This is a genomic window from Moorena sp. SIO3I6 (assembly GCF_010672095.1).
In genome coordinates this window covers 1-13,242 of record NZ_JAAHHU010000145.1, presented here as the reverse complement: position 1 = coordinate 13,242, position 13,242 = coordinate 1, and the positions used below count along the sequence as shown (strand labels likewise).

General features: G+C 43.2%; 10 protein-coding genes and 2 pseudogenes. 7 read left to right on the top strand and 5 right to left on the bottom strand.

Annotated elements, in window-relative coordinates; genetic code table 11:
* The first annotated feature begins 538 nt into the window (after positions 1-538).
* Positions 539-763, top strand: a complete 225-nt coding sequence (locus F6K49_RS27980; RefSeq protein WP_293101851.1) for a hypothetical protein — start codon at positions 539-541, stop codon at positions 761-763.
* A 2-nt stretch (positions 764-765) separates the two neighbouring features.
* On the top strand, positions 766-1,269 hold the full coding sequence (locus F6K49_RS27975) for a hypothetical protein (RefSeq protein WP_293021629.1): 504 nt from the start codon (positions 766-768) through the stop codon (positions 1,267-1,269).
* Between the two features lie 12 nt (positions 1,270-1,281).
* On the opposite strand, the pseudogene F6K49_RS53655 reads toward F6K49_RS27975, so the two are convergent.
* Both F6K49_RS53655 and F6K49_RS27970 read right to left on the bottom strand, forming a co-directional pair.
* A pseudogene (locus tag F6K49_RS53655) lies at positions 1,282-1,482 on the bottom strand (transposase); the annotation flags it as partial.
* Positions 1,483-2,226: 744 nt separating this feature from the next.
* Positions 2,227-2,652 (bottom strand): hypothetical protein, encoded by a 426-nt coding sequence (locus tag F6K49_RS27970; protein WP_293101848.1) that lies wholly within the window; start codon positions 2,650-2,652, stop codon positions 2,227-2,229.
* A gap of 284 nt (positions 2,653-2,936) precedes the next feature.
* Here F6K49_RS27970 and F6K49_RS27965 point away from each other — a divergent pair, with 284 nt between their 5' ends.
* Positions 2,937-5,606 (top strand): carboxypeptidase-like regulatory domain-containing protein, encoded by a 2,670-nt coding sequence (locus tag F6K49_RS27965; RefSeq protein WP_293101845.1) that lies wholly within the window; start codon positions 2,937-2,939, stop codon positions 5,604-5,606.
* 118 nt (positions 5,607-5,724) lie between these two features.
* Here the strand turns inward: F6K49_RS27965 and rpsF are convergent, their stop codons facing one another.
* Positions 5,725-6,033: a 30S ribosomal protein S6 gene (rpsF, locus tag F6K49_RS27960; protein ID WP_293021674.1), complete on the bottom strand. Its 309-nt coding sequence runs from the start codon at positions 6,031-6,033 to the stop codon at positions 5,725-5,727.
* A gap of 574 nt (positions 6,034-6,607) precedes the next feature.
* On the opposite strand from rpsF, the gene F6K49_RS27955 reads away from it, so the two are divergent.
* A complete protein-coding gene (locus F6K49_RS27955; protein WP_293043891.1) occupies positions 6,608-7,408 on the top strand; it encodes a fumarylacetoacetate hydrolase family protein in 801 nt (266 codons plus the stop codon).
* Here the strand turns inward: F6K49_RS27955 and F6K49_RS27950 are convergent.
* On the bottom strand, positions 7,405-7,881 hold the full coding sequence (locus F6K49_RS27950) for a Tic20 family protein (protein ID WP_293043892.1): 477 nt from the start codon (positions 7,879-7,881) through the stop codon (positions 7,405-7,407). The two genes, F6K49_RS27955 and F6K49_RS27950, sit on opposite strands and share 4 nt — an antisense overlap.
* Before the next feature lie 139 nt (positions 7,882-8,020).
* Positions 8,021-8,218, bottom strand: coding sequence for a hypothetical protein (locus F6K49_RS27945; protein ID WP_293021609.1), 198 nt, complete (start codon positions 8,216-8,218; stop codon positions 8,021-8,023).
* A 764-nt stretch (positions 8,219-8,982) separates the two neighbouring features.
* Here F6K49_RS27945 and glyA point away from each other — a divergent pair.
* The 3 genes and pseudogenes from glyA to F6K49_RS27930 form a co-directional block, all read left to right on the top strand.
* Entirely contained in the window at positions 8,983-10,266 is a 1,284-nt protein-coding gene (gene glyA, locus F6K49_RS27940) for a serine hydroxymethyltransferase (protein WP_293046666.1), read from the top strand.
* Positions 10,267-11,729: 1,463 nt separating this feature from the next.
* Entirely contained in the window at positions 11,730-12,155 is a 426-nt protein-coding gene (locus tag F6K49_RS27935; protein ID WP_293021601.1) for a hypothetical protein, read from the top strand.
* A 572-nt stretch (positions 12,156-12,727) separates the two neighbouring features.
* Positions 12,728-13,242: pseudogene (locus F6K49_RS27930) on the top strand (RND transporter MFP subunit); the annotation flags it as partial.

Below are 13,242 nucleotides of genomic sequence, written 5' to 3'. Positions count from 1 at the left end.
TTCAAACGTTGATAGGTTTGCCGATTCCAACTGGAAATTTCTTGATTTGAGGCAATGTCCGTTACTATCATGCTGGCATAGGTGTCAGAGCAAAGGGATTACATATCAACCTTTTCCTGCTTTTGTTGCCTAAGTCAGGATTGAACTTGAATATTCTGTGATCATCGCTTAATTTATCAGTAGTTAGCACTCAGGACGATTTTAAGGGAAGTATTGTTTAATTATCATTACAAAATAAATTACCTCTTCCCATTCTCGGTAATGCTTACAAAATCATAGTTTTTATTTTGTAAAACAGGTAATTGTTATTGTGTGACTACTTACAAATGACTTAGCATTGCTATATCCGTATTTATAACGATTGTTTAAAAAACATACTATATAAAAATCCTTAATTTTTACCATACCTATTACCATAAAATTAGTCAACAATAGATTAAAGTATATCGCTGTTTACTAAATTATCCTAAGCATTCAGCTATCAGCATATGCGCGTAGCGTGGCCAACGGCTGTTCGCGTAGCGTGCGCTTAGCGCATATGCTTACAAATTATCTTATCGATAAATATAGCTTAAATAGATATAAATATAAAATTTTTAATATTAATTATACACACATATTTTTACCTATTTACTGTTCCCTGTCCCCGATTCCCTATTCCCTGTTCCCAGATCCGCTGTTCCCTGTTCCCGATTCCCGATTCCCGTTCCCCTCCTGGGAGGGGTTAGGGGTGGGTTCCGATTCCCGATTCCCTATTCCCTAGAAATGATTAAACTCAATCAACATTTAATAACCTATTTAGGTAGCTGCGCCTTATCTGCACTGGTGCTATTTCCCGGATTAGCTAAAGCTCAGGTTCAAGTTTCTCCCTTAGTTATTGAAGAAGAAGCAGAACGAGGTCAAGCCAGAGGTATCATCAACGTCACCAATCGCAGTAATAAAGCATTTCGAGCCCGTGTCTATGCCACACCTTTCACCTACGATGAAAATGGGTTTGAGGCATTGGAATCTAGCTCTAATGATTTAACCCCTTATCTACAATTCTCCCCTCGTGAATTGGTAGTAGAACCAGGAGTAACTCGCCGCATCCGAATGATTTACCGCTTTCCTCCTAGTATGGAGAAAGGGGAATATCGGGCAGTGATTTTCACAGAAAATCTGGAACATTCCCAGAATAACCGTGGTGGTGTAAGTATGGGCATTGTACCTCGCGTTGGTGTCACTGTCTATGTACGTCATGGAGACAGGACTTACGCAAGTAAGTCCTGAACTATAAACTGTTTTGGGTGGAGGGAAGTCGTGAGGAAGTAGTTCCCATGCACAGCCACTCCGGCTCCAATACAGAATAGCGTTGACTATTTCTCCTCTGATTACTGTTCGTTTGCGACCTCGCCCTGTTACCGATTTAGCTGCAGGCAGCAGGGGTTCAATTAGAACCCACTGCTTGTCCCTAAGGTCTGTTGGATAAGCTTTGCGATTCATTCACTTCACTCACTCGCTCTTCTAATCACTTCTCATCTTCAAGTCTCACCAGCTTCTTTCTTTAATCTTTTTTTTATAGATACCCTCTAGCGGCTATTCCCAAGGCAGTTATCGTAATAATGACTAGGGATTTAATCAGTTGTTTTGACATGGTAATTGTCTGGGATAACGTTACGGTTTTATATCCGTGTTATTCCCCTGTTACCATCCAGATTATTACCAAAAATAGAGAACATTTATCTAATTATTACTTTTTATTAATTACTAGTTATTAGTAGCTGAATGCTCCCATGTAGCTGAATGCTTATATAGCAGTTATCATAAGTAATGAGGTAAACAATATTTTTTACCTACTCCCTACTCCCTATTCCCTACTCCCTGCTCCCTGCTCCCTGCTCCCTGCTCCCTCAAAAAATGTCCCTCAACCCATTAATTGCTATAGATATTGACAGAATAATTAGCTGATGTTAGATTATTATAAATCAACGGTTTGTTGGTAAAGTCTCCGTAGTAAAAATCTGCTCAAGCCGATTCCCACGGAGACAACTAAAAATATAGAGGTTAATTGCAGTAACATCAATTACCTAGGGGGATAGGTGGATGGCTTCCAGCCAATAGTTGAGTTTAGTTAGCTGTAGCTGTAACCGTAAACTTAAAGGCGTAATCACCGCATTTAAGGGGTAAAATTACCTCGAGCAACATGTCAGCTTCAACCTCGAATTTGCTAGGAGGTAAATTTAGTGGTTATGCTGCATGTTCTCCCATATTACGCTCGATATCGCCAGTTGTTGGACCATCAATCTCAACAAAATAAACTCCATAGTTGTAGGTCTCGGCGGTGTCTAAAAGTTCTTCAGATAGAGGATTCATCGCCATCAAGTCTCCAAGAGAGACAGTTGATGGGGTATTACAAACCATCAAACCTGTAGCAGCATCACCTGGGTTAAGAACAGCTAATACTTCGGGAGCAGGGTTTATTAGAGTACCAGGTTGAACATCTATAAAAGAACAGGTTCCCTCTACTGTGCCCTCAAATTCAAACTCCTGCTCTATAGTAGCAGAAGCAGGAGGACCAGGAGGTACCTGAGCAAAGGCACTGGTAGCACCAGCAGCAACACCTAAAGCAGTCAATGCGGAAATAAATAAGGATTTACCGAATTGGTTTCTCATGTCCTTTATCTGGTGGAAATAAACTGTTTGTTTGTAATTTTTTTGTAATTATATTGTTTCCTAATTTCATAACTGGATACATCCGGAAAGATACCGAATTTAAAAATTCAGTGAAGTTAATTAAGGTGGAGAAAAATACGGGTAATAATGGAATAGGAGTGCTACTGCAATAAACCAGATGTATCAAACCCCTTAGTTACTGTTAGATCTGACCAAATTGGAAAGTCTGTATGTAGTTTCCCTTAAAAAATTTAGTCAGCATTTAGTCAGCTCATAGGTGTTGGATGAAAATTATTTCACTAGCTTATCTAGCTGTAACAACTCTCTTGTCTTCTTTGATTACCATAACTTCCGTTGTTGCCCAAACACTAGCACCTGAAATACCAAAACCGGAAGTCGCCGCCACTACCTCTAGCCCAAGGCGAAACGATAGTGATCAATTGATTATTCTTCCTGTGGGGGTAAATCTGGGAAAACAGAATGTGATTCCTAGTACCTTAGTGCGGGGATTTGAAGATGGTTCCCAGGCAATTAATTTTGAAAAGTGGCTGATTCCCTTAGATGATGTGATTAAGGGCTTGAAATTAGATGTCAAACCCTTAGAAGATGGTCAATTAGAAGTGCGATCGCCTGGTTTAGTCACCCGCATCAATCCAGAAGAATTACCAACGGACCCAGAATTAGGATTAGTCATTCCCGTCAAAACCATCCAAACTCTTCTAGGAGTTCCGACGGAGTTTGACATGATTGAATACGCGATTAGGTTTAATCCCCCCTGGTTGAATATGCGGCCCAAAGGTCGGCGAACTCCAGAAATCCCAGTCGTACTGGAAGGATTATCTGAGATTGATGCCCCTGCCTTTAGCATATCCGCGATCAGACAACGGGTAAATATTAGTGGCAGAGGGGGTGGTAGCAGTTCCGTGTCTAATTCCACTAACTATAGTGGAGAATTTACCACCGTCGGCACCTTATTAGGAGGTAGCTGGTTTTTGAGGACTCGCCAACCGGATTTAACCGATACCGGGACGTTTCGGTTACAGGAAGCCCAGTATTTTCGCCAAACCGATGCAGCGGATTTTGTCCTAGGTTCCCAGCCCACCTTTTGGCGAAGTCAAGGAACAGGTCAATATTGGGGTGCGACCACTATCCAGCGCTGGGGATTTACCCCACCCTCATCAAGAGGTGGATTTAATCCTAGCCAACGGTTGCAAGCCAATGACATTAGACGCAGGGTTACTGGGGAAGCTGAACCGGGTACATTAGTCCAGCTGACCCAAGGTTTTAATGATGTAGTGGTGGATGAAATCCTAGTGGACTCCTCTGGGGTTTACCGCTTTGAAAATGTCATAACTGGACGAGGCGGTAGCAATACTTATCGCGTCTTTCTATACCCAGATGGACAGCTTACTGCGGAACCGGAAATTCGAGAGGCCAAATTCTCTACTCTACCGGGTCAATTGACCAAGGGAGCCTCTGCTTTAGTTGTTTCCACTGGCTTGAGTCGAGAATCGAGCCAGAATGGGAATTTCTTCGGTGAGTTTATAGACGTGCGGGGGGGAATTGCCTATCGCTTAGGAGTCACAGAAGACCTGACCTTGGGGATGGGGGTGGTTTACGACGAGTCAGTGTTGGGGTTAGGGGAACTATTCTATCAACCTGCTGGCTTTCCCTTAAAGGTAAAAGTGTCGGCTCTTTTGGGTACAGAGGATGAGGAGATAGACTATGATGCCAGTATTAACTTCCAACCCTCTCCTAAGCTGAGCTTTAACTTCAACAGTGATAGTCTAGCCCAGCGGTTTCGGGTCAACTGGCAAGTCTTTCGTGGTTTAACCTTGAGAGCCAGTGGAAACACTCGGGAGGAAGCCTTAGCTGCTGGTATGAGCATTTCCCACACTAGCCAAGATTTCTCACTCTCTGCCAGTGCTGACATCGACACCAATAATAACTTGCGCTGGAGTTTGAGGTCTAACCTGGGAAGTCTGATACTCTCCCATCGAGGCAATGAAATCACTACCAATTCAGAACTGATCTATTATTTGTCCGATAGCAGTGCCTCTAAAGGACATTCCCTGCTACTGGGTTACGAAACCCGGGATTCCAATAACCGTGATGATCACCTGGCTCGCTTAGCTTGGCGCTATCGTTCTCAACAACAGTTTAGTGATGGTCGATATCTCTGGGACTTGGATTTCGCCTATGGCTTTGGTTCTCGCGGTAATGGATTGATTGCCTCAGCTTCCAGTGCGGTGATTCCCGGATTAGTATTGCGGTTACGTTATCAAGAAATATCTACTACCTCTGATGGCAGCACCTTCAGGATTGAACTTTCTCCCAATATCAATGTCCAATCAGGGATTAGCGCTGCCGACACCCGCTTTGACCGCTTACGCAGCCGAGGGGGATTGTTAATTCAGCCTTTCTTTGACAACAATGGCAATGGTAAACGAGATACAGGGGAAGAGATTTACCTCGAAGAGCCGGATTTACTTTTACTGCTGAATAATAAATCTATAACCTCTTTTCGACCAGACATTCGCAACAATGGGATTTTTGTCAAACTCGACCCTGACACCTATCGCCTCGACCTTGACCCTGCCGGATATCCCATCGACTGGAAACCTGAGGAATCAGCTTATGCAGTGGAGGTGGTGCCCGGTAGCTATACTCCAGTTACTGTGCCAATGGTACTATCCTACACGTTTGCAGGTGTAGTCACTGATGCTGCGGGAGAAGCGGTGGAGGGGGCGAAGGTAGAAGCAGTACCAGTTGATTCAGGAAAATCGATTTTTTCGATTACCAACGGTGCTGGGGTCTTTTATTTAGAAGGGTTGCAGCAGGGTAAGTATAATTTACTGATTAATGGTGAATCGGCTCAACCGAATCAAATTGAGATTAAGCCAGATTCCGAACCTTTCCAAGAACTGAATTTATCGATACTCCTTAGTCCTTAGTCTTTAATCGTTAGTGTTTTGTAGCCAGCAAAGAGTCTACAGGAAATAGGTAATCGTCAACTACCCATTACCTATTACCTGTTACCCATTACCTATTACCCCCTAGAATACCGAGAGTTCAAGCTTCAACTTCTGCTGGTTCTGGTTTAGGAGCTGGAGATGATTCGAGTCTAATGGTCAGGTAGCGAATCACATCTTGACTTAGACGCATTGCTCGCTCAATCTTGGCCACATGGGTACCTGGTCCATTATAGTTCATTTGGATATAAATCCCTTCCCGGTACCTATCAATGGGATAGGCTAAACGACGCTTGCCACGATGCTGAATCTCGATTTGCTCTCCACCGAGTTCCTGCAACAGGTCTCGGTATTTGCCGATAGCTTGATCTACTTGTTCCTCGCCCAAATCAGGACGCAGGATATACATCATTTCGTAAGTGTTTTGCACTGGTATTAATCTCCTTATGGACAAGTTGGCTTCTTTTTATCCGATGGACAGCACTAACAATCAGCACTAACAATCAGCACTAACAATCAGCTTTCCTTGACCCTCACCGAAGGTATGGTTAAAGGTTGGGTAATTGAGTTGCTTGCTACTGGATAGTTAAAGAAGCAAGGAATTGATCTACCGCTACTCAAGCGGACAGTTACCGGATCGGTAAGTGTGTGGGGTTGTTACACTTATCTGAATACTTTTATCTCAATACTTTGATATGAATACTTGACAAGCATTACCCCTTCACCATTTTAACCCCTTGTGCAACCAATTTCAATTAAATTTCAATTAAGTGGTGCTCAAAGAAAGTACATTCGTCAAAGGGGAATAACACTATACACCACCAGACACTACTAGAAGATGCTATGTATGAATGCAGCTTGTTATCTATTGTACTGTTAAGGACAATCTGTTATCGGTACTCAGTACTGACGTACTGCCAACTCAGGACTAATTTAGGTAAAGTAGAGAATTTTGGTAATATTATCAAGGAACATCTATTGTTATGACACAGCGCTACGTCCGAGTTAAATCTTCTAAAGGACAGACCTACTACGGCTTGTTACAGGTGACCCGCACTATTCAGGTGCTGGATGCACCACCTTGGTTACAAGGACAACCCATAGATTTAGAGTTGGAACCAGAAAGCTATCAATTGCTGGCTCCGTGTGCACCAACTAAAATCGTGGCTGTAGGGAAAAACTATACTGAACACGCAGCGGAATTGGGAACATCAGTTCCTGAGGAACCTTTACTGTTTCTTAAACCCCCTACCACTATAATTCCTGACTCTCAAGCCATCCAGTATCCGCCTCAGTCTCAGCGAGTAGACTATGAGGGAGAGTTAGCACTGGTAATCGGTGACTATTGCTTAGACTGCACACCAGACGAAGCTCAATCCAAAATTTGGGGTTATACGATCGCTAATGACGTAACGGCTCGGGATTTACAAAAGCGGGATGCCCAATGGACCAGGGCTAAGGGATTTAATAGCTTTTGTCCCCTTGGACCCTGGATAGTCCGGGAGTTGAGTGCTGGGGCAAAATTGCAGACATTTCTGAATGACAACCCTGAGCCAGTTCAATCAGCTTTAATTAGTCAAATGGTATTTCCGCCAGATGTTTTGGTATCTTACATTTCCCAGGTGATGACCTTAGTACCAGGAGATGTGATCCTTACGGGTACACCCAAAGGGGTAGGACCAATGGAAATTGGCGATCGCGTCCGGGTGGAAATTGAGGGAATTGGTCAGTTGGAAAATACGGTGAGCTCACGCCCTTCACAGGCCAAGACTAGGCAAGACTAGGGAACTTGGCTGTAAACGGCTTGACTAAGGCTTGGTATTTCTGCGTAACGACCCATCAATGATTGAATCATGGAGTAGCCGCAGGCGGCAAGGATTCCTAAAAATACTATATTATATAAGGTTTCTGTTAGCAAGTTAACCCCTAGTGCTTGGACTAAAATTGGCAACAATAGAAAACCCAAAACTAAAAGAATGTCTAAAAGAATCGCTTGCATGGTGTTAAAGCGAACAAAATGGCTGATTTGTGGGTTTCTGACTACGGCTAAGAACAAAACAAAGAAAATAATTAACCCCGCCAACGGCAAACGGTAGTAAATTGAAATTAACGGTTGTAGTGGCAGGTAAATAATGCCCAGAATGGGAAACTGTCTTAGCAAAAATTGACCAAAGGGCAAAACTACAATTAGAGGGAGTAGATATGCAAGGGCTGCAAAAATCCGGTCTTTAACATCTGTTGACCCGCGCCAAGTCATGGTGCTTTCTCCTTGAAGATGTTCAGATAAAGGGTAAACTAACTACTATTCAGCATAGCGCAGCACAACACTCTACCCCTGAGCGACCTGAAATGGGATTGACCTGCATGTCACGCTACGCGATCGCTTACTAGAAAAGTCAATCCATATTGACCAGACGGAAGCCCATTTCACACTCATACTGTTGAGCTTGCTTCTCACTGAGCTTCTTGAGCACATGACCACAGACCAATTTGCCTTGATGCCAGCGAGGTTGACCACTTGGGTCAGCCAGTAAACAACATTGACAGACAAGGTCGGGGGAAATTACTTGGTTGTCCGTTAGAATGACTAACATAGCACTAATCCCATTACACTATCAGGGCTGATGCCGAAGCATGATTCTTTTATTTCTTCTCAACAGCAGACTGAAGGATAGGAAACAGTGTTTACTGGTGTTTATTTGCTCACTATACCACCCATACTCATCCTGAAACTATTAACTAATCAGCTTAGTGCTTAAGTTTTGTTTATTAGTGCTGTTGATTAGAACTGTTGTTCAATGCTATTCCTATCTTATTCGATACTCTAGATGCTAGGTATTGCATTATTTAGATAATACTATAACTTTTAATAATATAATAAAAACTTTAAGTTTGGCTAAAACTTGGCTTAATCTGACTCTGAATCGTTTCAAACTCAAGCTTTCAGCTCATCCTTACCAATGTATTGTTTGACAGGACTTTTGGAAAGCTGGCGAAAAACTGGGCATTAAACGCCCATATGTAGTAGGAATAAGTAGTAGGGATAAGTAGTAGGGATAAGTAATAGGGTGCGTATATAACCCACCCTGTAGTAGGTAGAGTTACTGGGTAAGTCCTGTTTAAGGGTCGTGTCCAAACAAACCACCTGCCAAAAAATCTTCAGGGCGACTAAAGCTGCTATTTAGCTGCTGGTAGTCGCTGATGGGATCAACCCCTGCATGAAAGCGCTACCTCAGTTTTTGTTCCCCGCTCTTGCCTAGACGGGGCTTTATTCCCTCAGAGGATTTTTTGTAAGCACATAGACCTTTAAGGTTGTTGTGTCAATTACCAAACGTGATCGATCCTAGAAGTAAAGAAAGTGACTCAAACTAACTTAGATTTTATCGCTGAAACCGATCCCACGATAGCAACCTATCTGGGAGAAGAACTCCAACGTCAACGGGAGCATCTGGAACTTATTGCTAGTGAGAACTTCACCTCCCCAGCGGTGATGGCAGCACAAAGCTCAGTGCTAACTAACAAATATGCTGAGGGATTGCCCGGAAAGCGCTACTATGGCGGCTGTGAGTTCATTGACAAAGTCGAACAAGTAGCGATTGACCGTGCTAAAGAACTTTTTGGTGCTGCTCATGCAAATGTGCAGCCCCATTCTGGCGCTCAAGCGAACTTTGCGGTATTTTTAGCCTTACTAAAACCTGGTGACAAGATTATGGGGATGGATTTGTCCCATGGCGGACACCTCACCCATGGGTCACCGGTGAATGTGTCGGGCAAATGGTTTGAGGTGTGTCACTACGGTGTCAGCCAGGAGACTGAGCAATTGGACTATGGTCAGATTCGGGAACTTGCTCTGAAAGAGCGTCCCAAACTGATTATTTGTGGCTATTCCGCTTATCCCCGAATCATTGACTTTGAAAAATTCCGCGCCATTGCTGATGAAGTGGATGCCTACCTGATGGCGGATATGGCTCACATTGCTGGTTTAGTTGCCACTGGTCATCACCCTAACCCCCTTCCTCACTGCCATGTGGTCACTACTACCACTCACAAGACCCTGCGTGGTCCACGGGGTGGCTTGATTCTGACCAATCAATCGGATTTGGGTAAAAAGTTCGATAAGGCAGTGTTTCCGGGAACTCAGGGAGGTCCGTTGGAACATGTGATTGCTGGTAAAGCTGTTGCGTTTGGGGAAGCCTTGACCCCAGCATTCAAAACCTATTCTGCCCACGTGATTGAAAATGCTAAGGCTTTGGCAAGGGCACTGCAAAACCGGGAGTTAAAGATTGTTTCTGGTGGTACAGATAACCATGTATTACTGGTAGATTTGCGCTCTATTGGTATGACAGGTAAGCGAGCTGACCAACTGGTGAGCGGTGTCAAGATTACGGCTAACAAAAATACTGTTCCCTTTGACCCAGAGTCGCCCTTTGTGACCAGTGGCTTGCGCCTAGGTTCCCCAGCCATGACTACCCGGGGCATGGGAGTGGCAGAATTTACTGAGATTGGTAATATTATTGCCGATCGCTTACTGAATCCAGAGGATGAGCAAGTGGCAAATCAATGTCGGCAGCGTGTGGCACAGTTATGCGATCGCTTTCCTCTGTATCCCCATCTCACCAGTCTTGTACCAAGTTTGGTCTAAGGGTTGAAGGTTGAGGGTTAAGCAGTAGGGTGGGCAAACTTCTTTGATCTAGAATACTCAAAACAACCAAACTGTTTTTGCCCACCCTACAAGCTGATCTCAGTAGAGTCAGTAGGGTGGGCAAACTTCTTTGATCTAGAATACTCAAAACAACCAAACTGTTTTTGCCCACCCTACAAGCTGATCTCAGTAGAGTCAGTAGGGTGGGCAAACTTCTTTGATCTAGAATACTCAAAACAACCAAACTGTTTTTGCCCACCCTACAAGCTGGTTAACGAGAAACGAGTACTACTATAGGAGAAACCTGTACCCGTTTCTTGCTAACGGGTACAGGTTAGTGGTAAATGGGTACTCCTGTGTTAAAAGTCAGTACCCGATCTAGTTTGTTGTTGACCGTTGACCGTTGACCGTTAACCAGAGACTTCGCCAATAGTGTCTTTGGTTTATCAGGGAGTCGGGAGTCGGGAGTCGGGAGTCGGGAACTTCGGATTAAAAGAGCTGTCCGCCCTAACCCACCAATAGTCAGCGATTTCAGCTGTCTTAAGATTTACTTTATAAACAGTCTCTAAGTCCTATTCTGTCAACATCAATAATCGAACAGCCCTTATTCACACATTTAAATTGTGAATAGGGGCCCTTTGGGGAGATGGGGAGATGGTCAGAGGGTAGACCGGCTTTTGCACAAGTGGATTAACCGTTGGTCACGCTACGGGAACGATTTGCCGTTGGCCACACTACGCGATTGACCGTAGGTCACGCTACTTGAGGTGGAAATTTAAATGCATCTTAGGTTACCAAGTATAGCGTTTTTATTTGAGATGTATAGGACTGCATCAAGACAGGGAACAGGGAACAGCGGATCTGGGAACAGTAGGAAAGAGCTCCGAATAGTTTTTGATGTTATCAGAAATCAGCAATATTGTTTATGACCTATTTGTAAATGCTATATCTTCTGAATTATCTCTTATCAAAATATTTTTCATAAACCCTTTATTAGTTTAAATATTGAGTAAAGTTTACGTGAATTATGTCAATTATTCCGGATTTATATGTAATAGTGTTGTTGGAAAATAAATCAGTCATCAATGTTAACTAGTTCATTGTTTTCATAGCTACCAACCTCAAGCAGTAAAAGAAAAGACCCCCATCTGGGGATAATAATCAACAATGAACACTATCCTTAGAGCGCGCAGCTTAAGTTCCTAGGGATTTTTATCATTAGTTACATCCATGCTTAGACTAGTTGGCTTGGATGGGTCAGATCATGGTGCTTGCTTATTAAGAGGCTCTAGATTTTAGAATTAATTGATTTGAGCCCCTTGATGTTTAGATGATCTGACTTATTTAGGATTTTTTTCCAAACCCAAATAGTTCTAGCAAAGATAATAGTTCAGCGTCGGTGATATTTTTCACCCGATTTGCATCCATGAGTTACTAATTGAAGTAAAGAGCAAACTACAATCATGAGTAAGCTAAAACAGAGTTTCTTGATCGGTTTCAATTATTTCGTTCTTACAGCAATAACCATGTTTCCAGGCGAGCCGTCCTTTGCAGCTAATAACTGTCGTCGACGTGACTGCATTCACCATGAACTTGGCACTCAAGCAGTTTGTAAATTGGTAGGATCTGACAAATCGCCTCTACTACCAAAAGGCAAAGCTCAAGGATGGGATAAAGGACTCAATACTGAGATCGACAATAAGAATTTGAAGGGTGATGTTGTTGCCTATAAAATTCGTTGGTTCAATGGTTCATGGTCACGCTGGTATGTCACTGGAGTGAATGACATCGATATTAAGTTTAATACTTCGACTAACGACATGCGCCGCATGTGGAGCTATTTCACTGACCACCGACATCAATACATTATTTGCAAAGAGCCGAATTAGTGATGGTATTTTTTAGTCTGGTGAACGTAAGCATTCAGCTATCAAATCCTCAGAATTAACCTTTTGAATCAAGGAATTGAATTCTTGTAATTAGTTTCAATTAATCCTCAGCAAACCCCGCTGGTTTAAAACACTGGTGGGGTTAATTTATGATTTGTGATTTGTTTACAAATTAACCTAAATTTAAATGCAGCCATTAATTTATCCCGTCTAGCGTACAGATGAAAGCCTATAGAGGGATAACCGCTCCTACTCCCTACTCCCTACTCCCTACTCCCTACTCCCTACTCCCTACTCCCTACTCCCTACTCCAATAAAATAATCTTATCCCTGGCTTTTAGTACTTATCCTGTTTCAATAGAAGTTTTGAGGCTGTATACTTGACAAAACTTCCGGTAATCCTATACTACGGGTTTATGGCACGGTTGCTCCAACAGATATATGGTAGATATCTGCTTGTTCTGATGCGCGCCTGTGGCATTTCTCTAGAAACAGACTCCTTGGTGACAGGCGATATCCCTATACTAAGCTACCCAAAAATACTTAAGACTTGATGCTACAGGAAATCAATAATGAAATCAAATCCTTTGCCTCAAAAGCACTTGTCCTCACCTCAACCAATTCAAGAAGACATTGATCAAGGAGTTGAACAGCAACCACAAGACCCATTACCCGAACTAGAAACGGAAGCTGCCAGAGAAGCAACCAATACCCCCGCCCATCCCTCCCGCAAAAAGCGACCGATGTGGCCTTTGTTACTGCTGGGTGTCGGTATTATAGCATTGGGTGCGATCGCTTTCAAACAGTCCCAACCTAATCCCGAGGTATCACAAAACACCATCACAGCAGCCCCAGCTGAACCTAACCGGTTACCTGTACGAGCCACCCCAGTCAAAATTTATCCACTGCAACAGTTAGTCTTTGGCAATGGTTTCGTTTCAGCAGTGCGAGGCAAACACCTGACCTTCCAAACCTCAGGAACTATCACCTATCTCAAAAAAGTTAATGGACGGGATCTGCGAGAGGGAGATTTTGTCAAAAAGGGTGAATTACTAGCAAAATTAGATGACCGCAGACTGCGAGCAGA

Bases quoted from the DNA above. Each gene is read 5' to 3' on its own strand.
- F6K49_RS27945 (WP_293021609.1), bottom strand. From the start codon at position 8,218: ATGTTAGTCATTCTAACGGACAACCAAGTAATTTCCCCCGACCTTGTC.
- F6K49_RS27955 (WP_293043891.1), top strand. From the start codon at position 6,608: ATGACACAGCGCTACGTCCGAGTTAAATCTTCTAAAGGACAGACCTAC.
- F6K49_RS27980 (WP_293101851.1), top strand. From the start codon at position 539: ATGCTTACAAATTATCTTATCGATAAATATAGCTTAAATAGATATAAA.
- rpsF (WP_293021674.1), bottom strand. From the start codon at position 6,033: ATGTATATCCTGCGTCCTGATTTGGGCGAGGAACAAGTAGATCAAGCT.
- F6K49_RS27950 (WP_293043892.1), bottom strand. From the start codon at position 7,881: ATGACTTGGCGCGGGTCAACAGATGTTAAAGACCGGATTTTTGCAGCC.
- F6K49_RS27975 (WP_293021629.1), top strand. From the start codon at position 766: ATGATTAAACTCAATCAACATTTAATAACCTATTTAGGTAGCTGCGCC.
- F6K49_RS27965 (WP_293101845.1), top strand. From the start codon at position 2,937: ATGAAAATTATTTCACTAGCTTATCTAGCTGTAACAACTCTCTTGTCT.
- F6K49_RS27935 (WP_293021601.1), top strand. From the start codon at position 11,730: ATGAGTAAGCTAAAACAGAGTTTCTTGATCGGTTTCAATTATTTCGTT.
- F6K49_RS27970 (WP_293101848.1), bottom strand. From the start codon at position 2,652: ATGAGAAACCAATTCGGTAAATCCTTATTTATTTCCGCATTGACTGCT.